Annotated in this window: 22 protein-coding genes and 1 pseudogene; 13 read left to right on the top strand and 10 right to left on the bottom strand. The window is 70.1% G+C overall.

The genetic code is table 11. From position 1 onward, the window contains the following. The first annotated feature begins 107 nt into the window (after positions 1-107). The 3 genes from QNA09_RS20640 (at position 108) to QNA09_RS20630 (ending at position 3459) form a co-directional block, all read left to right on the top strand. The gene (locus tag QNA09_RS20640) at positions 108-1004 is read left to right on the top strand and encodes a LuxR C-terminal-related transcriptional regulator (protein ID WP_010593688.1); all 897 of its coding nucleotides are present in this window, start codon (positions 108-110) and stop codon (positions 1002-1004) included. Positions 1005-1225: 221 nt separating this feature from the next. Beyond that, complete coding sequence (locus QNA09_RS20635; RefSeq protein WP_228287123.1) at positions 1226-1918, top strand: ATP-binding cassette domain-containing protein; 693 nt, start codon at positions 1226-1228, stop codon at positions 1916-1918. Continuing rightward, positions 1915-3459 carry an ABC transporter permease gene (locus QNA09_RS20630; protein WP_010593686.1) on the top strand — a complete coding sequence of 515 codons (1545 nt, stop codon included), beginning with the start codon at positions 1915-1917 and terminating at the stop codon, positions 3457-3459. The genes QNA09_RS20635 and QNA09_RS20630 overlap by 4 nt, the downstream gene beginning before the upstream one ends. A gap of 13 nt (positions 3460-3472) precedes the next feature. Here QNA09_RS20630 and QNA09_RS20625 read toward each other — a convergent pair whose 3' ends face one another. Genes QNA09_RS20625 through QNA09_RS20615 form a run of 3 tightly spaced genes read right to left on the bottom strand, consistent with a single transcriptional unit; the run spans position 3473 to position 5711 of the window. Beyond that, positions 3473-3802 (bottom strand): cupin domain-containing protein, encoded by a 330-nt coding sequence (locus tag QNA09_RS20625; RefSeq protein ID WP_010593685.1) that lies wholly within the window; start codon positions 3800-3802, stop codon positions 3473-3475. Beyond that, positions 3799-5013 carry a cell wall metabolism sensor histidine kinase WalK gene (locus QNA09_RS20620; protein ID WP_010593684.1) on the bottom strand — a complete coding sequence of 405 codons (1215 nt, stop codon included), beginning with the start codon at positions 5011-5013 and terminating at the stop codon, positions 3799-3801. The genes QNA09_RS20625 and QNA09_RS20620 overlap by 4 nt, the downstream gene beginning before the upstream one ends. After that, on the bottom strand, positions 5010-5711 hold the full coding sequence (locus QNA09_RS20615) for a response regulator transcription factor (RefSeq protein ID WP_026137774.1): 702 nt from the start codon (positions 5709-5711) through the stop codon (positions 5010-5012). Before QNA09_RS20615 ends, QNA09_RS20620 begins: the two co-directional genes overlap by 4 nt. A gap of 205 nt (positions 5712-5916) precedes the next feature. On the opposite strand from QNA09_RS20615, the gene QNA09_RS20610 reads away from it, so the two are divergent. The 7 genes from QNA09_RS20610 (at position 5917) to QNA09_RS20580 (ending at position 12688) form a co-directional block, all read left to right on the top strand. After that, a complete protein-coding gene (locus QNA09_RS20610; RefSeq protein WP_010593682.1) occupies positions 5917-6147 on the top strand; it encodes an SHOCT domain-containing protein in 231 nt (76 codons plus the stop codon). A 57-nt stretch (positions 6148-6204) separates the two neighbouring features. Further along, positions 6205-7734: a multicopper oxidase family protein gene (locus tag QNA09_RS20605; protein WP_010593681.1), complete on the top strand. Its 1530-nt coding sequence runs from the start codon at positions 6205-6207 to the stop codon at positions 7732-7734. 30 nt (positions 7735-7764) lie between these two features. Next, on the top strand, positions 7765-8214 hold the full coding sequence (locus tag QNA09_RS20600) for a hypothetical protein (RefSeq protein ID WP_010593680.1): 450 nt from the start codon (positions 7765-7767) through the stop codon (positions 8212-8214). 171 nt (positions 8215-8385) lie between these two features. Continuing rightward, complete coding sequence (locus QNA09_RS20595) at positions 8386-8592, top strand: DUF2892 domain-containing protein (protein ID WP_010593679.1); 207 nt, start codon at positions 8386-8388, stop codon at positions 8590-8592. Continuing rightward, positions 8589-8840, top strand: a complete 252-nt coding sequence (locus QNA09_RS20590; RefSeq protein WP_010593678.1) for a hypothetical protein — start codon at positions 8589-8591, stop codon at positions 8838-8840. The genes QNA09_RS20595 and QNA09_RS20590 overlap by 4 nt, the downstream gene beginning before the upstream one ends. A gap of 99 nt (positions 8841-8939) precedes the next feature. Beyond that, complete coding sequence (locus QNA09_RS20585; RefSeq protein ID WP_010593677.1) at positions 8940-10058, top strand: hypothetical protein; 1119 nt, start codon at positions 8940-8942, stop codon at positions 10056-10058. A gap of 191 nt (positions 10059-10249) precedes the next feature. Further along, positions 10250-12688 (top strand): cation-translocating P-type ATPase, encoded by a 2439-nt coding sequence (locus tag QNA09_RS20580; RefSeq protein WP_010593676.1) that lies wholly within the window; start codon positions 10250-10252, stop codon positions 12686-12688. Positions 12689-12966: 278 nt separating this feature from the next. Here the strand turns inward: QNA09_RS20580 and QNA09_RS20575 are convergent, their stop codons facing one another. After that, a complete protein-coding gene (locus QNA09_RS20575; protein WP_010593674.1) occupies positions 12967-13233 on the bottom strand; it encodes an SHOCT domain-containing protein in 267 nt (88 codons plus the stop codon). A 444-nt stretch (positions 13234-13677) separates the two neighbouring features. On the opposite strand from QNA09_RS20575, the gene QNA09_RS20570 reads away from it, so the two are divergent. Continuing rightward, positions 13678-14391, top strand: a complete 714-nt coding sequence (locus tag QNA09_RS20570) for a DUF305 domain-containing protein (RefSeq protein ID WP_017680803.1) — start codon at positions 13678-13680, stop codon at positions 14389-14391. A 102-nt stretch (positions 14392-14493) separates the two neighbouring features. Here QNA09_RS20570 and QNA09_RS20565 read toward each other — a convergent pair whose 3' ends face one another. From QNA09_RS20565 to QNA09_RS20550, 4 genes are all read right to left on the bottom strand, one after another. Beyond that, positions 14494-15324, bottom strand: a complete 831-nt coding sequence (locus tag QNA09_RS20565; protein WP_010593672.1) for a F510_1955 family glycosylhydrolase — start codon at positions 15322-15324, stop codon at positions 14494-14496. A gap of 48 nt (positions 15325-15372) precedes the next feature. Then, positions 15373-16650, bottom strand: a complete 1278-nt coding sequence (locus tag QNA09_RS20560; RefSeq protein WP_228287229.1) for an MFS transporter — start codon at positions 16648-16650, stop codon at positions 15373-15375. Between the two features lie 8 nt (positions 16651-16658). Beyond that, on the bottom strand, positions 16659-17774 hold the full coding sequence (locus tag QNA09_RS20555) for a PLP-dependent cysteine synthase family protein (RefSeq protein ID WP_026137770.1): 1116 nt from the start codon (positions 17772-17774) through the stop codon (positions 16659-16661). A gap of 97 nt (positions 17775-17871) precedes the next feature. Further along, positions 17872-18282 (bottom strand): hypothetical protein, encoded by a 411-nt coding sequence (locus tag QNA09_RS20550; RefSeq protein WP_228287122.1) that lies wholly within the window; start codon positions 18280-18282, stop codon positions 17872-17874. Between the two features lie 221 nt (positions 18283-18503). Between QNA09_RS20550 and QNA09_RS20545 the strand changes: the two are divergent. Beyond that, positions 18504-19513, top strand: a pseudogene (locus tag QNA09_RS20545) (M23 family metallopeptidase). 431 nt (positions 19514-19944) lie between these two features. Here the strand turns inward: QNA09_RS20545 and QNA09_RS20540 are convergent. Next, entirely contained in the window at positions 19945-20361 is a 417-nt protein-coding gene (locus QNA09_RS20540; RefSeq protein WP_010593667.1) for an archease, read from the bottom strand. Positions 20362-20447: 86 nt separating this feature from the next. On the opposite strand from QNA09_RS20540, the gene QNA09_RS20535 reads away from it, so the two are divergent. After that, on the top strand, positions 20448-21869 hold the full coding sequence (locus QNA09_RS20535) for an RtcB family protein (RefSeq protein ID WP_010593666.1): 1422 nt from the start codon (positions 20448-20450) through the stop codon (positions 21867-21869). Positions 21870-21997: 128 nt separating this feature from the next. On the opposite strand, the gene QNA09_RS20530 is transcribed toward QNA09_RS20535, so the two are convergent. Continuing rightward, positions 21998-23626, bottom strand: a complete 1629-nt coding sequence (locus QNA09_RS20530; RefSeq protein WP_228287210.1) for a transposase — start codon at positions 23624-23626, stop codon at positions 21998-22000. Positions 23627-23690: the final 64 nt, after the last annotated feature.

Raw genomic sequence — 23690 nt, 5'->3', positions numbered from 1 at the left:
GTGATCGCTGCAACACCGGAACGGGTGGAGGTTATGGGTCACGGGAGATCCCCCGCTACCCTCCGAAGTGGGTATTCGTGGTCTCGGAGGTGGTTCCGGTGAGTTCTGTGTCGGAGAAGCTCGGGACGTCGACTGCTGCGCCGACGCGGCCGGGCCGGCACGCGCAGCTGCGGCCGAGCGACGAGGACGCGCTGCGCGCCGAGCTGCGCCGGCTGCAGACCTCCACGGGGATGCCCGTGCTGTTCGGCGGCACCGTGCACGGCGGGGACATGCTCCTGTCCGGGTTCGTCGGCACGCGCAGCGGCATCCTCCGCGACCTGGTGATCAGCTCCGAGTGCGGGCTCGGCGGCAAGGTGGTCGCCGAGCAGCGGCCCGGCGCGGTGTCGGACTACTTCAACTCCCGCCAGATCTCCCACGAGTACGACCGTGAGGTCGCGGGTGAGGGCATCGAGTCGCTGCTCGCCGTGCCGGTGGTGGTGCGCCGCCGCACCCGCGCCGCCCTGTACGGCGGCCTGCGCACCAACCTGCCCATCGGCGACGTCGTCGTCGAGCAGGTGCTGCGGTCGGCCCGCACCCTCGCCCGCGAAATCGAGATCCGTGACGAGGTGGACCGGCGGGTCGCCCTCCTCGACAACGCCCGCGCCGCGGCCCCGCCGGTCGTGTCCGCGGCGGTGTCGGAGGGCATCACCGAGAGCTACCTGGCCCTGCGGGAGATCGCGGCACAGACGTCCGACCCGGCGATCGAAGCGCGCCTGCGGGAGGTCGAGGAGAAGCTGCGGACGCTGACCGGTGGGAACGCGGCACCGGCGGTGCGGCTGTCGGCGCGGGAGCGGGACGTGCTGGCGTACGTGGCGCTCGGGTGCCGCAACGCCGAGATCGCCGAGCGGCTGGCGCTGAGCGTGGAGACCGTCAAGAGCTACATGCGCAACCTGATGGGCAAGCTCGAGGTGGGCAGCCGGCACGAGGCCGTCGTCGAGGCCCGTCGGCAGGGCCTGCTGCCCTAGCGAAGCTTTGTCGCAGCCCACCTGCGTAGCGGACCGAGTCGGATTCCCGGCTCGGCGCCAGCCGGTAGCGGTGGGCAGCACCGGTATCGGATGAGCTTCTTCAACAGATCTTCACGGGATTTCGTGCCCGACTACAGAAGTGGACACCTACGGTGGGTGAACCCGCCGCAACCGCGGTCGGAGAAGGCGCCGGTGGCGCGCGCATGCCTCCGAGGTGAGAGATGTCTGCACCCGAAGCTGGTTCTGCGGAATCCGTAGGTGGATCGGGTGGTTCGACCCAGGCCCCGCTGCTGACGGCAGAGGGGGTCGAGAAGAGTTTCGGTCGTGGCTGGTGGCCGCGGCGGCACCGCACCGCGGTGCTGCGCGGGGCGGAACTGGAGTTGCACCCCGGCGAGGTGGTGGGGTTGGTGGGGGAGAACGGCTCGGGCAAATCGACGCTGATGAAGATTCTCGTCGGGGATCTGCGGGCCGATGCCGGCAGTGTGCGTCGTCCGCGGCGACTGGGCTATTGCCCGCAGCAGCCGGTGGTCTACGACCGGCTCACCTGCGACGAGCACTTCGAGTTGTTCGGACGGGCGTACCGGATGAGTCCGGAGGCCGCGCACCTCTCCCGCGGCCGCCTGTACACCGCGTTGGGGTTCGACCGCTACGCCGGTACCCGTGCCGACCGGTTGTCCGGCGGGACGCTGGCGAAACTGAACCTGGGGCTGGCGCTGCTGGCCGATCCGGAGGTGTTGTTGCTGGACGAGCCGTATGCCGGGTTCGACTGGGACACCTATCTGCGGTTCTGGGAGATCGTGGCGCAGCGTCAGCAGGCGGGTCGCTCGGTGCTGATCATCAGTCATTTCGTGGCGGACGAGCAACGGTTCGATCGCATCGTCGATCTGCGGGAGGGGCGGACGGTGCCGCGATGATCCTCACCCCCACCGCGCGGTCCGCGGTCGACGATGTCCGGGCGCTGAGCGGCCGGTTCCTGGCCGACTACGCCCGCAACCCGGTGAATCTGCTGGTGCTGGTGGTTGTGCCGGTGGTGTTCGTGATCGTTGCGGCCGGCGCGATGGCCGATGCGGCCCGGCTGCTCGGGGGTGCGAGCGGCCCGGCGGTGGAAACGGCGACGGCCGGGTGGGCGGCGGGTTTCCTGGCCGGGATCGCGATGTACTTCCAGATCAATGCCGCCCGCGCGGCGGACCGTCGACTGGTGTCGGCGGGCCTGACGGCACGGCGGCTGGTGCTGGCCCGGCTCGGTACCGGAGTGGTGTTGGCGGTGCTGGTCTCGGCGGTGGCGTTGCTGGCGCTGGCGGTGCGGGTCGGAATCGATGCTCCGGTGCGGGTGACGGTGGGCACGATGATGTTCGCGGTGATCTATCTGGCCATCGGGGCGATGGTCGGGGCACTGGTGCGCAACCCGGTCAACGGCACCGTGCTGATCCTGTTCGTTTGGATCGTCGACGTGTTCTTCGGGCCGGCGATCGGCTCGGCGCAGCGGGTGGCCACCCGCGGATTTCCCACCCACTTCGTGACGCTGTGGATGGTGGATGTGCCTTCCCGACACGGCGGGAAGGTCGGGGACCTGGGATGGGCACTGGTGTGGATGGCCGGGGCGCTGCTGCTCGGGGCGATGGTGGTCACCGCCACCGTCGGGGGATTGCACGGGCACCGCAAGCGCACCGGCCGGGGTGGGCGGGCGGACCGGTTCTCGGTCGGTCTGACCATGGGATTGCGGGACTGGCGCCGCAATCCGGTGCTGTGGGTGCTGCTGGTGGTGGTGCCGATCGTGTTCATCGCCTTGTCGAAGGCGATGACCGTCCCCGAGTTCGGAATGTTCTCCCTGGTCGAGGACGGACAGGCGGTGACGGAGGTGTTCTGGCTGCCGGACGTGCATGCCGGGACCATGACTCCGATCGCGATTGCGTCGCTGTCGGCGCTGGCCGGGTTGTTCGTGGTGCTCGATGCGCGCAGCGGTGATCGGCGACTGTCGCTGGCCGGCTTCGGCGCCGGGGTGCTGCTGGCGGTCCGGTTGACGGTGATCGCGGTGGCGGCGATGGTGGTGACCGCCTCGTCGTTGCTGGTCACCGCCGCGGTGTTCGATGCCCGTCAGTGGGGCCTGTACGCGGCCGGGAATCTACTGCTGGCATGGACCTACGGGCTGGTGGGCGTGTGCCTCGGGCCGCTGTTCGGGCGGGTCGGCGGCGTGTTCATCGCGTTCTTGGTGCCCTTCCTGGATCTGGGGATCGGGCAGAGTCCGATGCTTCGTCCGCAGCCGCCGCAGTGGGCGCAGCTGCTGCCCGGCTACGGCGCGACCCGGATGATCCTCGACGGCGGGCTGACCGACAGCTTCGACACCGCCGGCCCGCTGCTGGCCGCGTTGGGGTGGCTGGTCGGGCTCACCGCGGTGGCGGCCTGGTTGTTCCGCCGGGCCCCGGCAAGCACACCGCGGCCCGGCGCCGGGCTCTGAACCACCCGGCAGGTCAGTAGCTGGCAACGGTGAGCAGCGCGACCGTGTCGGCGACGGCGTCGATCCGGTGCCGGGTGCGGGGCAGGGCGATCAGGTCCCCGCCGCGCCCGTCCCAGCTCGCCTGGTCGGCGACGACCCGCAACCGCCCGCGCAGGATGTACACCGTTGCCTCACCGGGACCGACGTGCTCGGCCGTGGACTGCCCGGCCTGCAACACCATCAGAGTCTGCCGCAGCACATGGTCGTGCCCACCGTAAACGGTTTCGGCACTTCGACCGCTGGATGCGGTGGCGGCATGCGCGGCCAGGTGCCGGGCGAGCGCGTCGAGCGAGAGCTTCCTCATCGCCGCCCCCGTCCGCTGGTGCCGGCCTGCGCGGTACCGCGGGCAGGGATGGTGCGCGCGGTGCTGCGGGCACCTGCGGCGGCGGTGGCGGGCAGGCGCACGGTGAATCGGGCGCCGGTTCCGGGTCCGCCGCTGGAGGCGGTCAGCGTACCGCCGTGGGCCTCGACCAGGGCGCGGGCGATGGTCAACCCGATGCCGCTGCCCCCTTCTTGCCGGCGACGGGAGGGGTCGGCACGGTAGAACCGGTCGAACAGGTGTCTCAGGTGTTCGGGGGCGATGCCGTCGCCGGTGTCTGTAACGGTGATCTCGACGTCGCTGTCGACGGTGGTGGCGGCGAGGGTGACCGTGCCCCCGGTCGGCGTGTGCCGCAGGGCGTTGTCGAGCAGATTGCCCAGCACCTGCCCGATCCGATCCGGGTCGGCCGTGACCGCGTCGGGGTGCTCGACGTCTTCGACAAGCGCAACGCCCTTGGCGGCGTAGCGGTCGGCGGCGACGCGGACGGCGGCGTCGACGAGGGAGCGGGTGTCGGTGCGCGCGGGCGTGACGGACAGCCGGCCTTCTTCGGCACGGGAGACGGCGCCCATGTCCTCGGCAAGCCGTCCGAGCCGGGCAGTGCTCGACCGTAGGACCGCGAGGGTCTCGGCGTCGGGAACCCGGATGCCGTCTTCGAGGGCCTCGATGTGGGCATCGAGTGTGGCCAGCGGGGTGCGCATCTCGTGCGCGAGATCCGAGAGCATGCGCCGCCGGGTGGTTTCCACCGAGTCCAGCCGATCGGCGAGCTTGTTGAATGTTTCGGCGAGCTGGTCGAACTCGTGGCCGAGACCGGGGCCGGGCAGACGCACGTCGTAGTGGCCGCCGGCGATCTCGGTGGCCGAGGTGGCCACGCCGGTGACCGAGCGCTGCACCCTGCGGGTGAAATACCAGCTCACCGCCAGCGCCATCAGCGCCGAGACCACCAGCGCGATGGCCAACGAGATGATCATCGCCGAAGTGAACGCCTCCTCGACGTGCGCCGCCTCGGTCGAGACGTGCTCGATACCGGCCTGCTGGAGGTGATTGTGGAACAGTCCCGGGGCGACGGCGGCGGCCACCAGCCAGGCGCTGATTGCGCCGCCGACGACGACGATCGCTTGCGCGGCCAGTAGTCGGCTGCCGAAGCCTGCACTGCGACGCCCGGACCTCCGTCCTGCGGCCGCGGGTGGGGTCGTCATTGCCCGGCTCCCATGCGGTATCCGACCCCACGCACGGTGCGGACGAACACCCCGCGGGTGGCGTCGTCACCGAGCTTGCGACGCAGATGCCCGATGTGCACGTCGACCAGGTGTTCGTCACCGACCCAGCTCGGCCCCCACACCGCGGTGATGAGCTGCGCCCGGGTGAACACGACGTGGGGGTGCGCCGACAGCGCAGCGAGGATGTCGAATTCGGTGCGGGTCAATGCGATCGGGACGCCGTCGACCCACACCTCGCGTCCGGCGGCATCGAGGGTCAATGATCCGAAGGTACGGCGGCCGGTGTCGGCGCCGGACGACGCAGACGCAATGCTGTCGCCGGTCGAGGGCCGGGGGCGACGCAGCATTGCCTGGATGCGGGCGATGAGTTCGCGGGGGCTGAAGGGTTTGGTCATGTAGTCGTCGGCGCCGACCGAGAGCCCCACGAGGGTGTCGATCTCGTCGGCGCGGGCGGTGAGCATCACGACATAGGCATCGGAGAACGTGCGCAGCTGCCGGCACACCTCGATCCCGTCCAGACGCGGCAACCCCAGATCGAGCACCACGACATCCGGATCGACCTGGCGGGCACGCTCGACGGCAGCGAGCCCGTCGTGTACGAGCGTGATCTCGAAGCCGGCGCGTTCGAGGTAGGTGCCTACCACCGTGGCCAGCGCCATTTCGTCTTCGACGACCAGCGCCCGCAGACCGGTCGGGGGGCCCGGTGCGGTCGCGGCGGGTACAGGGACGAGCTGATCGGAACCGGAGGCCATGGTCCTATCGTGGCCGTCGCAGCAGGCTGGTGGCGACGTTCTTCAGCGAACCTTCATCGAACCCCCACCCCCGGCGTCGGGTAACGCACCCAGACTCGGATGCGAGACTTTCGAGAAGGGAGCAGCCGTGATGTGGGGTACGGGTGCGATGGGCTGGGCCGGCTGGATGGTCATGGGGCTGGTGATGATCGGTTTCTGGGCCCTGGTGGTCTTCGGCATCGCCGCAGTGTTCCGCACCGGTAAGCCACCGCGCCCGACATCGGGGGATCCACTGCGCGTCCTCGACGACCGGTTCGCCCGGGGCGAGATCGACGCCGAGGAGTACCGGGCCCGGCGTCGGGCCCTGCGTCCCCAACCGTGAGTGGCGCCGACCCCGTGTCGTGCGTTGTCGTCGCCAGTCGATCCAGGAGATCGTGTGATGCAGATGTCCCGCCGTTCGTTTCTGCTCGGTGCGTCCGCAGCCGCCGGGGCGATGGCCCTCGGTGGGCTGACCGGCTGCGCCCGCCCCGGTGTGGCGGGAGATCCGGTCGGGCCGAGTGCCGAGGTGGTGCGCCGGCTCGAGGCCCAGCGCCGTACCGCAGGGCAGACGGTGGTCGCCGCGCAGGTGACAGCGCGGCCGGTGCAGGTCGAACTCGGCGGTGCGGTGGTGTCGACCTGGGGATACGGTGACTCGTTGCCCGGTCCGCTGCTGCGAGCCGGAGCCGGAGATCTGCTGCGAGTGCAGGTCGACAATCGGCTCGACGTCGACACCAGCATCCACTTCCACGGCATCGCGATGAGCAACGACATGGACGGGGTCCCGGGACTCACGCAGCAGCCCATCACGGCCGGGGAGTCGTTCACGTACGAATTCACCGCCCCGCACCCAGGCACCTACTTCTACCACTCGCACAGCGGGCTGCAACTCGACCGCGGACTGTACGGAGTGGTGGTGATCGACGATCCGGCCGAGCCAGGCGGTTACGACGACGAATGGGTCGTCGTGCTCGACGACTGGGTCGACGGCACCGGTCGAACCCCCGAGGATGTCGCCCGCGAGCTCGGCATGCCGGCCCCCGGCCGGCCCGCCCCCCGCACGGGTGGGATGGGCTCGATGATGGACCACGGCGCGATGGGCGACATGGGCTCGATGATGGGTGCAGAGAGCATGCGCTCGGACCTGCTCGGCGGCGCCGGCGATGTGAACTACCCGTACTACCTGCTCAACGGCCGCACCCCTGTCGACCCGGTGACCTTGACCGCCGCGCCGGGACAGCGGGTGCGGATCCGGCTGGTCAATGCCGCCTCGGACACCGCCTTTCGCGTCGGGCTCGGCGGACATGCGATGACCGTCACCCACAGCGACGCCTTTCCTGTGACACCGGTCGACACCGACGCGGTGTTGCTCGGCATGGGCGAACGGTTGGATGTGCTGGTCACCCTCGCCGACGGGGTGTTCCCGCTCTTCGCCGACGCCGAAGGCAAACCCGGTCATGCGGTGGCCGTTGTGCGCACCGCCGCCGGGACAGCCACCACCGATACCCGGCCCGACGAGCTGGATCGACTGGTGCTGCTCGGTACCGACCTGTCCCCGGCCGAGCAGGTTCGCCTGCCCCGACGCTCCCACGACAACTACCTGAGCGTCGACATGGGCGGCACGATGATGCCGTACCGGTGGATGCTCAACGGCGCCACCTTCCCCGACGCCGCGCCGCTGACCGTCGCCGAGGGACAACGGGTGCGGATGCGGCTGCGGAACATGTCCGACATGTTCCATCCGATGCACCTGCACGGCCACACCTTCGCCCTGGTCGACGGCGGAGCCCGCAAGGACACCGTGACGGTGCGCCCGATGCAGACCGTGGAGATCGAGTTCGACGCCGACAACCCCGGCCAGTGGGCCCTGCACTGCCACAACGCCTACCACCAGGAAGCCGGGATGATGACGACCCTGTCCTACCGCGCCTGAAGAAGCGCCTGGAGACAACGGAGCCTGCGTATGACAACTCCTCCCGGTGACCGTCCCGGCACCGCCGAAGCCACGAGTATCCCCTCGGCGGCCCTGCCGTCACACAAGCGTCCGCTGGCCGCAGCCTGGAACGCCGTGTCCGCGACCCTCGGCGCGGTGATGGGGCTCGTGCCGCACGTGCTGCATCACGTGGGCCTGATCGCCGGCGCCGCGCTGGTCACCGGAGCCGGGGGCAACCTGTTGTTCTTCGCCCTCGGGGTGGTGCTCTCGATTCCGTTGCTGCGCCGACTGTATCGGCGGTTCGCCACCTGGAAGGCCCCAACGATCGCCCTGGTGGTGTTCGCGGTGATGTTCGCGTTGTCGGCGTTCGTGATCGGACCGGCCCTGACCGGCCGCTCGGATCCCGATCCGGCGCCGGGACCGAGTCCGGTGCCGACCTCCACCGTTCCGGCCGACCACGGCGAACACCACGGCGGTTGAGCAACTGGCACCGCAGGATCGGCCGGTACGGGTCCGGGCCACCTGCGATGCCCACCTCCGAATCTTCAACCGATCTTCACGGAACCGCCAGCCGAAACACGTACCGGGACCGGAAGAGTCATCGGTGGGCGTGGTACTTCCACCCGCACATCGCCGATCCGAGGAGGCGAGATGGTCGACGCGCCGGGAGTGAACATCACCGGAGTCGAACGCGTGGGGCGGATGTTCCTCGGCGGCGCCACCGGATGGACCGTCGTGCCGGCGGTGCTGCCGCCGGCGGCCGGGGTGGACCTGCCGGTCACCGCAGCGATCGGACACTGGCCGCTGTACCACGAGTTCAGCTGCGTGCCGACGTCGTCGAGGACGGAATCGCGATGAACGAGACGAACGCACACGACTGGCGTCCCAGGGAATCGGTGGCCTCCGACCCCCCGACGGAACCGGCGGGCACCGGGGGACGGATCCGTCACCGCTGGATGATGCTCGTCTGCTGCGTACCGATGTTGATCATTGCCGGGGTGCTGGTAGTGACCGGAAATGTGAGCGTCGGCGGGCTCGTGTTCGCGGTCGTCTGCGTGGCGATGATGGCGATGATGATGGCCTCAGCCGGCAGTCACCGCCATTGACCGTCCCCGAACTGCTGCCGGAGGTGCAAGGTGAACGTCATCGGTGAGCCGGTTGCGTCCCGACCGTCTCTTCGGTCCCGACGTCGGCGCCGGAGTGCGGTGACCGCCACGGTCTTTCTCACGGCGGTGGCGCTGGCAGGGTGTTCCGAGGAAAGCGGTCCCACCCCGGGTCCGGCCTCGACGGCGGCCACCTCCGGCCCGCCCGGGCCTGTGACCGGGTCGGTGTGGGTCGCCGACGAGGACGGCAACAGCCTCACGGTCCTGGACGCGGCCACCGACGAGGTGGTGACGACCGTGACCGGGGTGGACTCCCCGCACAATGTTCAGGTCGGGCGCGACGGTGCGACCGTGTACACCGTCAGCGGTGACGACCGGGTGATCGAGATCGATCCCGCCACCTATGCGGTGCGCGCCGTCGCGCCCACCGGTGCAGCGCCGGCACACGTGATCGACGCACCCAACGGCAAGGTGTACGTCACCGATGCGGGGAACGGCACGGTCTCGGTGTTCGCGACCCCCGGACTGCAGCCGGCAGGGCGAATCGAGCTCGGCGGGATGCCGCACGGTCTGCGGCCCGCGGCCGGCGGCTCGGTGATCGTGGTCGCCGACACCGCAGCCGGCGTGGTGCACGTGATCGACCCGGCCGCCGATCGGGCCATCGGGGCGGTACCCGTCGGCGCCGCCCCGGCTCAGGTCGCGGTCACCGGCGACGGACGGTTCGCCTACGCCGGGACCACCGAGCCGGCCGCGGTGGTCAAGGTGGATCTCGCTGCCCGCCTGGTCGTGGGTGCCGCTCCGGTGCCGGCCGCGCCCGTGCAGCTGTACCTGTCCCCGGACGAGAAGACCGTGGTCTCCGCAGACCAGGGCACCCGGCAGCAGCCCGGGAGCACCCTCTCGGTGATCGATACAGCCGAGATGACGATCCGCGGGGCGGTCGGCACCGGCGCCGGTCCGCACGGGGTGGTGATCGATCCCTCGGGTACGCGGGCGTGGGTGACGAACACTTACGACGACACGGTGTCCGTGGTCGATCTGCCCAGCCTGTCCGTGGTGGCGACCGTGCCGGTGGGCGAGCGGCCCAACGGGGTCAGTTTCTCTCCCCGCTCGCCTGCGGTGGCCGGCAGCCGCACCCAGTTACCGCTTCCCACGTCGACCACCCCCGGTCACGGCACCGACGAGGGGGCCGAGCGAGAGCATTCGGACGAACACGGACCCTGACCCGAGACCCGGAGTTCTTCAACGAATCTTCATCCAACCGCCAGAAGATGCCACGGCGGGGCCGAGCAGACTCGGACACGGTCGGCGACGAGCGTGTATCGGTGCCGACCATCGGTAGCGGTATCGGAGCATCGCACCGCGCAGAGGGCGGGCATTGCGTGCCCGGCCATGAGAGGGAGGGACCGGATCGTATGAACCGAACCACCGTTCTGGAAGTAGGCGGCCTGCACTGGGCGACGTCGACGTCGGCCATCGAATCCACCTTGCTGCGCCGACCGGGGGTGTCCGCGGTGGAGGCGAATGCGGTGAATCAGACCGCCACTGTCACCTACGACTCCGACCGCACGTCGGTGGTGGAGCTGTCGGGGTGGGTGCGGGACTGCGGCTATCACTGCGCCGGACGGTCGGTGCCCGAGCACGTGTGCGACCCGATGAGCGAACCGGCTCCCGGCCCCGGCGCACCCGCACATCCCCCGCACCCGGCGGCGCACAGCCACGTCGAACAACAGGGACCTGCCGGGAAGGAGCACCGCCCCCACGCCGAGCACGGCACCCGCTCCGCCCAGGAGATGATGGGTCACGGCGGGCATGCGGGGATGTCGATGGATGCGATGGTTCGGGACATGCGCAACCGGTTCCTGGTGGCGCTGGCGCTGTCGATTCCGATCATGTTGTGGTCGCCGATGGGCCGCGACATGTTCGGTTTCACGACGCCGGCGCCTTTCGGGTTGCGCGACGACGTGTTCGCCCTGGTGCTGAGCCTGCCGGTGATCTTCTATTCGTCCTGGATCTTCTTCGACGGCGCCTACCGGGCTCTGAAGGCCCGGACCCTGGACATGATGGTGCTCGTCGCCGTCGCCATCGGCGCCGGCTGGCTCTACAGCGTGGGCGTGACCCTGACCGGCGGCGGCGAGGTGTTCTACGAGGCCGCTTCCGTGCTGGCGAGTTTCGTGTTGCTCGGGCACTGGTTCGAGATGCGTGCTCGCGGCGGCGCCAACGATGCCATCCGCACCCTGCTCGAACTCGCGCCCCCGAAGGCGGTGGTGCTGCGCGGCGGTGAGCCGGTGGAGGTCCCCACCGCCGAGGTCGTGGTCGGGGATCTGCTGCTGATCCGGCCGGGGGCGAAGATCCCGGTCGACGGTGTCGTCGTCGAGGGCAGCTCCGAGGTCGACGAGTCGATGGTCACCGGTGAGTCCCTGCCGGTGACCAAGGCCGAAGGCGCGGAGGTGATCGGTGCGTCGATCAACACCACCGGCACCCTGCGGGTCCGGGCGACCAAGGTCGGCTCCGACACGGCCCTCGCCCAGATCGTCGCCCTGGTGCAGGAGGCGCAGAACTCGAAGGCGCCCGGTCAGCGCCTGGCCGATCGGGCCGCGTTCTGGCTGGTCTTGGTCGCCCTGATCGGCGGGGTGAGCACCTTCCTGGTGTGGTGGCTCGTCGACGGTGACGTGCAGAGGGCGCTGCTGTTCGCGATCACCGTCGTGGTGATCACCTGCCCCGACGCGCTGGGGCTGGCCACCCCGACGGCGATCATGGTCGGCACCGGCCTGGGCGCCAAGCGCGGCGTGCTGTTCAAGAACGCCACCGCCCTCGAGACCTCGGCGCGGATCGACACGGTCGTGATGGACAAGACCGGCACCTTGACCAAGGGCGAGCCGGAGGTCACCGACGTCGTGGCCGACGGGCTGCCGGAGGACGAGATGCTGGCCTTGGTGACCGCGGTCGAACGCGAATCGGAGCATCCCCTGGCGGGGGCGATCGTGCGCTACGCGACCGCCCGTGACATTCCAGAGGTGTCGTTGGGGCACTTCCGCAACGTGCCCGGTCACGGCGCGGTCGCCGAGGTGGCGGGCCGGCGGGTGGCCGTGGGCAACCGCAAGCTGATGGTGGCCGAGAACGTCGACTTCGGCGCGTTGACGGACCGGCGCGACCAGCTGGCCTCGACCGGGCGTACCGCGGTGCTCGTGGCGGTCGACGGCCGCGGCGTCGGGGTGGTCGCCCTGGCCGACGCCGCCCGGGAGACCTCGGCCGAGGCGGTGGCGTCGCTGCACGATCTCGGCATCGAGGTGGTCATGCTCTCCGGCGACAACGAGGCCACGGCCCGGCGTATCGCCGGGCAGTTGGGCATCGACACCGTCATCGCCGAGGTGCTGCCCGGTGACAAGGCCGACAAGATCGCCGAACTGCAACGCGGCGGGAAGAAGGTCGCGATGGTCGGCGACGGTGTCAACGATGCCCCGGCTCTTGCGCAGGCGGATCTGGGCATTGCCATCGGTGCCGGCACCGATGTCGCGATCGAAACCGCCGACCTGGTGCTGATGCGTTCGGACCCGCTGGATGTGCCGATCGCGCTGCGCATCGGCCGCGGCACCTTGCGCAAGATGCGGCAGAATCTCGGTTGGGCGATCGGTTACAACACCATTGCGCTGCCGATCGCCGCCGGCGTGTTCGAACCCGCCTTCGGACTGGTGCTCCGCCCGGAGATCGCGGCGCTGTCGATGTCCGGCTCGAGTCTGATCGTCGCGGTCAACGCGCTGATGCTCAAGCGGCTGCAACTGCCGTCCCCACCGCAGGAGCAGCCGGCCCCGCGCCCGGCGCCGGAGCCGATTCCCACCAGTCCGCGCCGCTGATCCTTTTCGGGCCGCTGATCCTTTTCGGGGTGCCGGTGCATCAGTGGGCACCGACGAGAAGTCGGGTGGGCCGGCGTGGCGGTAGAATCGGTGGTGTGGTCCTCGTATACGAGATCGCGCTCGTGCTGGTGGCCGTGCTGATCGTCTGGTTCTCGGTCTATGTGCTGTACCGCCTGGTCACCGACGACTCCACCGGTCGCCACTACCGTCGCTGACACCGCCGCTTCCGGTCCCTGCGCAGCGGACGTGGGCGGAGCGATCGAATCCGATTGCAGGGGTCACGCTTTCGGGTCCGGACGATGGGTGTGCAAGGCGTCGAGACGGCGCCGGTATTCGTCCTCGTCGATCTCGCCCCGGGCGAAGCGCATGGCTACGACCTCTTCCGGCGTCGGGGCATAGCCCGACGGGGGCGGTGTCGACCGGGGAGCCGCGGCGCGCACCAGCATCACGATTCCGACGATCACCAGGGCCCAGAACGCCACCATCCCGACTGTCATGAGCACATAACCCCAACCGCTCATGCCGTCGCCGTACCAGAACATCATCGTCAACCACCCTTCCTCGGTCGGTGCCCGTGCACCGACTGTCCGGCCCCCGCACAGGGCCCACAGTGCCGGTCCCGTGCTCAGCGGCGCGATCCCGGTTCTGCGCTGTCCACGGTGCCCGGCCCGGGTGCGTTCTTCTCCGTCGTTTTCGTGAAGATCTGCTCAAGAACTCCGGTGACGGCCGCTCGGACGCCCGGGTGGAGTTCTTCAGGAAATCTTCACAGAATGGTCCGGGCTGCCACCGGGTGCAGCTGCCAGGCTCGGATCCGAACAAGGTGCACCGGCTCACCGGCCGGTCTGCAGCGCCGGCGCCCGCAGTGGTCCGCGTCCCGACGAGGGGCCCGTAACGGGACCGGGTTTGCCGCCTCCCCTGTGAGGGGATGCTTGCGATATCGCCACCGCGGGGCCTGCCGGTGCGCGTACACAACGGAAAGGAATGTGCTTGTGAGGAAGAAGTCCCTGGCCACCGGCGCGGTGGCAGTTGCCGCGGCGCTCACCCTGGCCGCCTGCAGCGACTCCGGCAACGATCAGGCCTCGCAGGCGAGCCCGTCGGCGACGGCGACCGCGAGTGCCTCCGCCGAGGCTGCCGCCGACCACAACCAAGCCGACGTGACCTTCGCCCAACAGATGATTCCGCACCACAGCCAAGCCATCGAGATGAGCGATGTCATCCTGGCCAAGGAGGGCATCGACCCACGGGTCACCGAACTCGCCCAGCAGATCAAGGCCGCCCAGGGTCCGGAGATCGAACAGCTGCAGAGCTGGCTCGCCGACTGGGGGCAGCCCACCATGCCCATGGGCACGACCAGCATGCCGATGACCACACCGAACATGCCCATGTCGTCACCCGGCATGGAGATGCCCGGTCACGACATGCCCATGCAGTCCACCCCCATGCCCGGCGGCGGACAGATGGGCGGCGGCATGAGCGGAATGATGTCGGCCGAAGACATGGCCGCGCTGCAGAACGCGGAAGGCGTCGACGCCTCCCGCCTGTTCCTGACCCAGATGATCGAACATCACCGCGGCGCGATCGAAATGGCGCAGACCGAGATCGATACCGGGCAGAATCCCGAGGCGGTGGCCATGGCCCGCACCATCGCCGAGACCCAGCAGCAGGAGATCGCGACGATGGAGAACATCCTGTCCTCGTTGTGATCACGAGAGAGTCGGTGAGCTCGCGGGACCGACACGGCAAGGCCCGGCACACACGTGTGCCGGGCCTTACCGGTTTGCTGGGCCGCAGCGCGGCCGGTCGCGTCAGGTCAGGGTGTACAAGGCCTCGGCGGTAGCGGCGTAGGCGGTGTCGAACCCTGTGGCGGTCAGCGCCTCCACCGCCCCGACGAAGACCCGCTGCTCCCAGGCGGCTCCGTCCCGGCTGCGCCAGGCGTAGCCGTCGGTGTCGATGCCCCACAGTCCGTCGCCGGTGCCGGTGAGCAGCACGAGGGCGGGTGTGTCCTCGACCGGGGTGAAGGTGTGTGCCAGGTCGGTGCTGCGCTCGAGCCCGGCCGGCGTGATCGCCCACACCGTGGCCGGGGTCAGCGCCAGGGCCGCAGCCGCCACGGGAGCACCGGCGCTCCAGGTGGTGCCGGCGTCGGTGGATACCCGGATCCCGCGGGTGCCGTCGAAACCGACCACCACCGTGCCGTCCGTGGCCAGAGCATGAAAGTCCACCTCTCCGACCAGGGACCGATCGGTCCAGGTGCGCCCGCCGTCGTCGCTACGGCGCAGTCCCAGCGGGTTCGGACCGGGGTTCGACGGCCCCGGGTGGCCCGAGGCGACCAGGACGTCGCTGCCGGGCACCCCGGCCAGCCCCATCAAGTCGTCGTCGGAGGTGCCGACCTCGGTGGTGGTGCCGGACGGCGCGAGAGCGACCAGTCCGCTGTGGGTGCCGGCCAGGATAGTGCCGGCGGAATCGACGGTCAGCCCGTGCACGTGATCGAGCGTCGGGGACAACGCAACGTGCGGTGCGACGACAGCGCCGGGAGGTGCGGTCGCCGCGCTCCGGGTGTCGGGGGACGAGCACCCTGCCACGAGCAAGGCGGCTGCGGCAATTGCCGACACGGCGCCCGGCAGGCGGGACACAGACATACGGGGATTCCTCTCTTCGGGCCGGACGAAAGGGTGCCGGCGGGGGCATCATGCCGAGGCCGAGACCTGCTCGTCGGTCGGCGTCGGGGGTGGCGCGGTGAGCCGGCCGGTGCGGTGGAGCAGAAACAGCGCTGCCGCGCACCCGATCCCGATCGCGGTGAGCAGCACCCAGATCAGCCATTCCAGGCCGGCGTCGGCGGCCCACCCGAACACCGCCCCGGTGCCGAGGTTGCCCAGCAGGATGCCGACCCCGACGACGGTGTTGTAGAACCCGTAGTGGGTGGCCACAAGCCGGTTCCCGGAGAGTGCGACGACGGTGTCCATCTCGAACGGGAACACCGCCGCCGTACCGACGGAGAGGATCACCGCCGACAGCACCAACGCCCCCGCGGCCATCGCCCAGCCGGTCCCAGTGGGGGAAGAGAACACCGCTACGGGTACGAACGCGGTCGCCATGACCACCATCCCGACGGCCAGGCTGCGTCCGGGTCCCCACCGGTTGCCGCACCAAGAAGTGATACGTAGCTGCCCGGCGATCGCCACCAGCCCGGAGACCGCGAACAGCGAGGTCACGAGCACCGTGGCCGATACCTGGTCCGGGGCGACGACCTCGGCCTGCAGCGGCAGGGCCAGATACACCTGGAACGAGAGAACGTACGAGCCGATCATCGCCGCCGCGAACAGCACGAACGACCTGTTGGTCACCACCGTGCGCCAGTCGTCGAGTATCGAGGGGCGGGGTCCGGCAGGGGTAGTGGCCTCGACGGTCTGCGCCGGCAGCGCTCGGATCTGCGTCAGCGTCAGCGCCGCGAATACCGCCGCTGCCACCAGCGCGGTGATCCGGAAGTCCACCGCGGTCAACGCCAGACCGACCAGCGGACCGAGCAGGATCCCGGCCTGGTAGAAGACGTTGAACACCGCGAAGGCCTCGACGCGGCGGGGCCCGGCGTCTGCGGCCAGGTATGCCCGCACCGCGGGGTTGAACAACGCGCCGGCGAATCCGGTGGCTGCTGCGGCCACCAGCACCGCCGGCAGCGAGTCGACGGCGGCGAGCAGCACGAACCCTGCGGTCCGTAGCAGGCAACCGGCGACGATGAGCGGCTTGTAACCCAGCCGGTCGGCCAGGGTGCCGCCCACCAGGAACATGCCCTGCTGGGAGAAGTTGCGCACCCCCAGCACCAACCCGACGGCCCAGGCTGCCAATCCGAGCGGTCCGGCCAGGTAGCTCGCCAGGTACGGCATGAGCATGTAGAAGCCGACGTTGATGGAGAACTGGTTGACCATCAGCACCTGGCTGGGGCGGTCGAAACTGCGGAATCGGGTGATCAGCGCCTTCACGACCGCAACTCCGCGGGGTCGACGACGGTGGCGCACCGCGTCCACGAGCGTACGACGCGGTCGGTGGGATGGTCGATGGTCATCGGTTCGGTCGGCGCCGGTCCGTCCAGCAGGCCGTGCTCGGCGCAGAAGTCGTCGTTGTAGACGGTGTCGAAGTACCGCTGGGGGCCGTCGGGGAAGATCGCGGCGATCCGAAGGTCGGGGGCGTGGGTGCGGGCGAGCCAGCCGGCGGCCAGGGCGACCGCCCCCACACTCCAGCCCCCGCTGGCGTGGTGAGTGGCGGCCAGGGTGCGGCACGACCACACCGCTTCCCGCGGAGCGACCCAGTGCACCTCGTCGAACGCGCCGTAGTCGATATTGCCCGGATGGATGCTCGAGCCCAACCCGCGCATCAGGCGGGAGGTGACCGGCTGGCCGAACAGGGCCGAGCCGACGGTGTCGACGCCCACCAGTTTCAACTGGGGGCAGAACTGGCGCAGCACCCGGGCGATGCCGGCCGAATGCCCACCGGTACCGACCGAGCAGACGAGTATGTCCACGCGACCGAGCTGGCCGAGCAGTTCCAGGGCCAGTGACTGGTAGGCCTCGACGTTGTCGGGGTTGTTGTACTGATCCGGGCACCAGGAGCCGGGGTGGGCCTCGAGCAGCTGACGCACCCGGTCCCGCCGGGCTTGTTGCCATCCGCCGGTCGGGTGCGGTTCGGTGACGAGCTCCACGTCGGCACCATAGGCGGCGAGCATGCGACGGATGATCGGTTCGAGACCGGGGTCGGTGACCACGGTCACCGGGTGACCGTGGACGATGCCGGCCAGCGCCAGGCCGAGTCCGAGAGTGCCGCTGCTCGACTCGATGATGCGGGCCCCGGGGGCCAGCTCGCCCCGGCTGCGGGCGCGTTCGACCATGTGCAGGGCGGGGCGGTCCTTCATGCCGCCCGGGTTGTTCCCTTCGAGCTTGGCCCAGAACCCGGCGCCGGCATCGGCGAAGGGTTCACCGATCCACAGCACCGGCGTGTTGCCGACCATGGTGGTCGGCTCCGGGCAGCACGGGGCAGAGGTCAACAGCCGAGCCGACGATTGCGGCGGAGTGGAAACGGGGAAGACAGCACTGTTCATGACGAGTCATCTCTGTGGTGGCGCGCAATGAGCGCACGATGCGATGGGCAGCACGAGACGGGCCGACAGGGGGTCCCTGCGGCCGGTCCGCTGCCGATCAGCACCTGCTGATACAGAGTTCGTCGAGGATCGCCCGGCCGCTGCGGGCCGGGGCGGGCGCCGGTGGCGGGGCCCGCGACAGGGTCGGGGCGTGCCGCCGGGCGATCGCGGCCGTAACCACCACCGCGACCACCGTGACCACCGCGATCGGACGCCCGGCGTTGTCCGCACGAGGGCCGAGGAACAGTTGATCGTGGTGAGGATCGAGGCCGGACGAGTCGTGATCGACATGGGCATGCCCGGGCGCCGTTTCCGCACCGGGTTGCGCGGTCGCACTCACGTGCACATCGTCGTGATGATGGCCGTCCGCCACGGTGAGACCGCACTGCACCAGGGTGTAGCCGAGAAGGTAGAGGACGACCAATGCGACCGCGGTCCGCAGGGGCGGAGAAGTCGATCGGGCCGTCACAACTTCCCGACTGTAGCAGTGCAGCACCGGCGACCCGGCCGACCGTACATCCCGTCGCCCCGTTTCGGCACCCGCTCCGACACTGCTGGGTCAGTGGGTGAGGATGCGATTACAGAGACACAAGTGATGAAAGTGCACTAGCGTTACGGTGTGTCGCCTTGACAAACCCCCATATACCTCTCCAATCGGACATTTCTCGTGAGGCGGCGGGAGGAAGTGCCATGCACCGCACGCACAGCGGCCGGTGGGCCGCGTTGATCCTGGGAGCGTCGACGGCGGGACTGACGGTCCGTTGCTCACGGCCCCGACGGCCGGAGCGACGCATCTGTCACCGGAGCCGGTGGCGGCGTCCGTGGCCGATGCGCTGACCATCACCGGAGCCGACCCGGCCGGGCAGGTGGTCGATCCCGCTCGATGGCAGACGGTGGCGAACATCGCCGCCGCCGGCGTGCGCGCCGCCCGGGACAACGGCGCACTCGACGACACGGTCGCCACCCTGCAGTCCCTGGCCGGCTGCGCGGCCCGATGGAGCGCCCAGGGCACCGGGGCAAGCCTGTTGTCGGTGTGCCGCACCGAACTGGCCGGACTGGATTACAGCATCGCTCCGCGTCTGCTGGCAGCGTTGGCCGCCGACCCCGGTACACCTACGGCACCGGGTCGTCACGGCCCCCCGGCACCGGAGCCCGGGACGCCACCCGAGGAAGACGATGCGCCGGCTGCGGGCGCACCCGATACGGCCCCCGGGAACGAGGGCGCCACCCGGCTGGAAGACCCCGGCGCCGCACCGGCAAGCCCTACCCCGCCGCGCCCGGCCGAGGGCGGGCGTTGGGGTGGGACCGGCCGGCCCGTCGCCCCGACCGCCGGGGTGATCACCTCCACCTTCGGTGACGGGCGCGGACACGGAGGCATCGACATCGCCAACACCATGGTCGCACCGATCGTCGCCGTCGCCGACGGAGAGGTCGTCAGCGCCGGACCGGCACAGGGTTACGGGTTGTGGGTACGCATCCGGCACGACGACGGCACGGTGACCACTTACGGCCACAACAACGCCAACCTGGTGAAGGTCGGGCAACGAGTCGAAGCCGGGCAGAAGATCGCCACCATCGGAGATCGCGGCAACTCCACCGGACCCCACTTGCACTTCGAGGTCGAAGACCCCTCCGGCGCCAAGACCGACCCGGCGCAGTGGCTGGCCGACCGCGGCACCCCCCTCATCGCTGCGGACTGACCTCCGAGCGGGCAACCGCACCTCCTCCTGCCGTGCCGGGACCCCGATGGTCGAGATCCCGTGAAGATCTGTTGAAGATCCCGGATCTCGCACTCGAGGCGGCACATCGGGATCGTCGGCGGGCGATAGTGGGACGATCCCTCCCCGAGGACTACTCGGCTCCAGGAAAGGTCACGGCCGTGAACATGATGGGCATGATGGACCAAGCGCACACCCTGCTGCACCAGCTGATGATGTGGCTCCACGAGATGGGTGGGATGCCCATGATGAACATGCCGATGTAGCGCCACCGCTCGTCGCATCTCGCCGACTGTCCGGGGCCCGCCCCAGCCGGCAGTTCCGGCCGTCTACAGTGGAAGATCCCAGGCGGGAACACCCCCACGGTCGCCTGCGCGGCGCGCCGCAACAGGGACCGCGTGTGCGGCGCCGGTTCACACATCCAGCGTCACCGAACACGACCATCCTCCCGGTCCGCGCTCGAGGCGCAGCCCGTGCAGCGACACGGCCTTCGGGACCGCACCCACCTGTGTGACCGAGGCGACGTCGGCCATCGAGAACCGCACTTCCGCCGTGCCGGCACCGGAGTCGACGGCCACATCGACCGGGACCTCCCCGGCCGCGTCGAGCAGGTAGACGATCTCGTCGAGTACCGCGACGAGCAGGTCCTCGTCGCCGTCGGCTGTCAGCCGGCGGGTGCGCACCCGGACCGGCCCGGCGGAGGAGGTTTCCGCGAAGCTCGCGACGGCGCCGTGCACCGCCTGCGCGATGCACTCGTCACGGGTGGGTGCCCACGCCTCGATGCGCAGGTCCGCCGTGTGCGGCACCGACCGGTATCCGCTTTCGTTCATGACGCGCTCCTGTGCAGCGGGCATTGCAGATTCTATGGTGGAACGAAGCCGCCGACGCCGCGTTCTCCGCCCCGGATCGGACAGTGATGAGGATCGTCGAGGAGACCCAGTACCGGTTCCGGATCGACCGGACCGGCGCGATGCGCGTACCCGGGATCGTCTTCGCGGCCCGGTCCCTGCTTCCCGCCGCGGAAGGAGACGAGGCGCTGACCCAGGTCGCGAACGTCGCGACCCTGCCGGGAATCGTCACCGCGTCGTTCGCCATGCCGGACGTGCACTGGGGTTACGGCTTTCCCATCGGTGGAGTTGCGGCGACGGACATCGACGACGGCGGCGTCGTCTCTCCCGGTGGGGTGGGCTTCGACATCTCGTGCGGCGTGCGGCTGCTGATCGCGCGTGACGCCGACCGGTCCGCGCTCGCGCCGCGCCTCGGGCTGCTGATGGACCGGCTCGGTCACGTCGTGCCCCGTGGCATGCAGACCCGGGGCGTGTGGGAGCTGCCGAACCGCAGCGTGCTGCATAGGGTGCTCGAGGGCGGCGCCCGGTTCGCGGTGGACCAGGGGCACGGTGTCGTCCGCGATCTCGAGCGGTGTGAGGACCGGGGCGTGTTGGCCGGCGCCGACTCGGCCGCGGTGAGCGACCGGGCCGTCGAGCGGGGCCTCGGTCAGCTCGGCAGCCTGGGGTCGGGCAACCACTTCCTCGAGGTGCAGGCCGTCGAGCAGGTCTTCGACCCGGCCGTTGCCCGGCCGATGGGTCTCGACGTGGGCACGGTGTGCGTGATGATCCACTGCGGGTCCCGCGGTCTCGGCCACCAGATCTGCACCGACCACGTACGTGAGATGGAGAAGGCGATGGGCCGCTACGAGATTCACGTTCCCGACCGACAGCTGGCGTGCGTGCCGGTCCGGTCACCGGAGGGGGAGGCGTATCTCGGGGCGATGGTGGCGGCGGCCAACTACGGCCGGGCCAACCGGCAGTTGCTCACCGAGGCGACCCGCCGGGTCTTCGAGGACACGGCCGGTACCACTCTCGACCTCCTCTACGACGTCTCGCACAACCTGGCGAAGATCGAGCGGCACGAGGTGGACGGGCAGGTCCGCACCCTGTGCGTGCACCGCAAAGGCGCGACGCGATCACTGCCGCCCCGCCATCCCGACGTCCCCGAGGACCTGGCGGACGTCGGTCAGCCCGTGCTCATTCCCGGCACGATGGGCACCGCCTCGTACGTGCTCGCCGGTGTCGCCGGGAACCCGGCGTTCTTCTCCACCGCGCACGGGGCCGGCCGGGTGCAGAGCCGGCACCGCGCCGCTCGACACACCGACGGCCGGGCGGTACGCGACGCGCTCGAGTCCCACGGCGTGCTCGTGCGGGGGAGTTCGTGGCGGGGACTGGCCGAGGAGAAGCCGCAGGCGTACAAGGACATCGACGCGGTCACGGAGGTGAGCGAGCGGGCCGGTCTGGCCCGTCGGGTCGCACGGCTCGTGCCGCTCGGCGTCGTCAAGGGGTAAGCACCCCCGCCCTGGGCCGAATGTCACATTCGGTCGACTACCGGGCTGTTGCGAAATCGCCGAGGGTCCGCGACCGCGAACCAAAGCGCCGGTCCCGGGGCGGGGTCTCCCGCCCCGGGACCACCGCCTCACACAGCGGCCGGCAACCCGCCCCCACCCACCGCAGCGAGGATCTTGCCGATGTTGTGCACCGCGGCATGAAAACTCCACTCACCACGGGCACGGACCAGTCCCCGGCCGGTGAACCGCCGAAAATTCAGATTGTGTTTGGCATGCCCGAACGGAGTCTCGGCAATGTGAGAACGCTTGCGGTAGGTGGCGATTCCCTCCTCGGTGCGCAACCGGTGGGCCATCACCTCGACCGGTGAAGCCTCGACCGGCGCCGGCCCAGACACCGGTGTGTGCCGGGCCGCGTGTTCGAGGTGGCGGGCCTTGCCGCGGGCGATCAACCGGTCCGGTCCCGGCGCGGTGATGTTGGCTTCGGAGAAGTACCCGGCATCGGCGAGCAGCATCCCGATCCCCTCGCCGTCGGTGCCGTCGGTGCCGTCCGTATCGGCGGTGCCGGTGGGGCGGGCAGCGATGATCGACCCGGCAGCGGCCACCGCCGCCTGCATCATCGGCACGAACGTCGGCGCATCGGTGGGATTGGCCGCCACCGACACCGCCATGATCAGCCCGTCACCGCTGGTCACGGCCTGACAGTTGAACCCCTGCACCCAGCCGCCACCACGCAACGGTTGCAACCCGGACTCCGGGTCGGTGGTGTTGACCACCCGCTCGGGCCGGCCCTCGGTGTCGGCATCGGCTCGTGCCGCCGCGACCGCAGTCGCCGCCGCCGCTGCGGCGGTGGCACGAGCCAGACGTGCCCGGGCCTTGATCACCTTCGGGTCCTGCCCGGCCGGCCGGATCACCCAGCCACCGTATCGGTGGCCTTTCGCTGCCGCTTCGGCCCGCCGCTGCTCGTACCGCCGAACTTTCGCGGCATGGGCAGCCAGGGTCTTCTCCAACGCCAGTTCCGCTGCCGCGACCGCCGCCGAGGCGGGCGGGGCACCCATCGGCATCTGCCCGCCGCGGGCCTGCTCGAGATACAGACGGGCCGAGGTGTCCTTGTCGGCCCGGGCCTGCTCGTCGGCGGCGCGGGCAGCGTCGAGTGCGGCGATCGCCTCGCTGATCCGCGCTGCCCGTGACCGGGGGTCGGTCAACGCCGGTGGGACCGAACCGGGACCGCGGTCGCCGTGATCGTGGGGTTCGTCTTCGGCGGCATCGGTGGCCGCATGCGCGGCCACCGCTGCCGCCGCCACTGCTCGGGCGTGGGCGGCGGCTTCGGCCCGCACCGACGATTCGGTGCGGTTGGCGCCGGCCGAGGCGTTGGAGGCGATCTTGACCGAGTCCAACGCGATGGTCTCCAGCCGGCCCAGTCCCAGGGCTGCAGCCAGCAGCAGGACCTGGGTGAACAGGTCTTCGCAGGCGGTGGCGTGGGTTTTGCGGAACCGGGCGATCGTCACGTGATCGGGGATGTCCTGGGCGCAGATCACCCGGTAGGCCACGTCCTCGGTGCACAGCCGTTCGATGCGGCGGGAGGAGCGTTCCCCGCGGGACCAGGCCCACACCAGCAAGGTGAGCAGCATGTCCGGGTGGTAGCCGGCACGGCCGGCGCCACCGGTCTTGGCGGTCCGATGGAATGCGGTGGTGTCGATCCGGTCGATGATGTCGATGACCGTCCACACGGGATGGTCGGTGCCGAGCCAGTCGCGCATGTCCGGGGGGATCAGGAACTGCTGGTCACGATCGACGGGTCGATATCCTTTGGCCACCAACGGA

The organism is Rhodococcus sp. AH-ZY2, from assembly GCF_030916465.1.
In the GTDB taxonomy this organism is placed as follows: Bacteria; Actinomycetota; Actinomycetes; order Mycobacteriales; family Mycobacteriaceae; genus Rhodococcus; species Rhodococcus ruber.
The sequence above is the reverse complement of the archived record's forward strand: the minus strand, read 5'-3'. Positions and strand labels throughout refer to the sequence as shown.

What these genes read in the sequence shown, in the direction of transcription:
- QNA09_RS20565 (WP_010593672.1), bottom strand. Translation starts at nt 15,324, where the DNA reads ATGTCTGTGTCCCGCCTGCCGGGCGCCGTGTCGGCAATTGCCGCAGCC.
- QNA09_RS20535 (WP_010593666.1), top strand. Translation starts at nt 20,448, where the DNA reads ATGAGGATCGTCGAGGAGACCCAGTACCGGTTCCGGATCGACCGGACC.
- QNA09_RS20620 (WP_010593684.1), bottom strand. Translation starts at nt 5,013, where the DNA reads ATGACGACCCCACCCGCGGCCGCAGGACGGAGGTCCGGGCGTCGCAGT.
- QNA09_RS20580 (WP_010593676.1), top strand. Translation starts at nt 10,250, where the DNA reads ATGAACCGAACCACCGTTCTGGAAGTAGGCGGCCTGCACTGGGCGACG.
- QNA09_RS20590 (WP_010593678.1), top strand. Translation starts at nt 8,589, where the DNA reads ATGAACGAGACGAACGCACACGACTGGCGTCCCAGGGAATCGGTGGCC.
- QNA09_RS20530 (WP_228287210.1), bottom strand. Translation starts at nt 23,626, where the DNA reads ATGCGCGACTGGCTCGGCACCGACCATCCCGTGTGGACGGTCATCGAC.
- QNA09_RS20605 (WP_010593681.1), top strand. Translation starts at nt 6,205, where the DNA reads ATGCAGATGTCCCGCCGTTCGTTTCTGCTCGGTGCGTCCGCAGCCGCC.
- QNA09_RS20630 (WP_010593686.1), top strand. Translation starts at nt 1,915, where the DNA reads ATGATCCTCACCCCCACCGCGCGGTCCGCGGTCGACGATGTCCGGGCG.
- QNA09_RS20575 (WP_010593674.1), bottom strand. Translation starts at nt 13,233, where the DNA reads ATGATGTTCTGGTACGGCGACGGCATGAGCGGTTGGGGTTATGTGCTC.
- QNA09_RS20555 (WP_026137770.1), bottom strand. Translation starts at nt 17,774, where the DNA reads ATGAACAGTGCTGTCTTCCCCGTTTCCACTCCGCCGCAATCGTCGGCT.
- QNA09_RS20610 (WP_010593682.1), top strand. Translation starts at nt 5,917, where the DNA reads ATGTGGGGTACGGGTGCGATGGGCTGGGCCGGCTGGATGGTCATGGGG.
- QNA09_RS20600 (WP_010593680.1), top strand. Translation starts at nt 7,765, where the DNA reads ATGACAACTCCTCCCGGTGACCGTCCCGGCACCGCCGAAGCCACGAGT.
- QNA09_RS20635 (WP_228287123.1), top strand. Translation starts at nt 1,226, where the DNA reads ATGTCTGCACCCGAAGCTGGTTCTGCGGAATCCGTAGGTGGATCGGGT.
- QNA09_RS20595 (WP_010593679.1), top strand. Translation starts at nt 8,386, where the DNA reads ATGGTCGACGCGCCGGGAGTGAACATCACCGGAGTCGAACGCGTGGGG.
- QNA09_RS20540 (WP_010593667.1), bottom strand. Translation starts at nt 20,361, where the DNA reads ATGAACGAAAGCGGATACCGGTCGGTGCCGCACACGGCGGACCTGCGC.
- QNA09_RS20625 (WP_010593685.1), bottom strand. Translation starts at nt 3,802, where the DNA reads ATGAGGAAGCTCTCGCTCGACGCGCTCGCCCGGCACCTGGCCGCGCAT.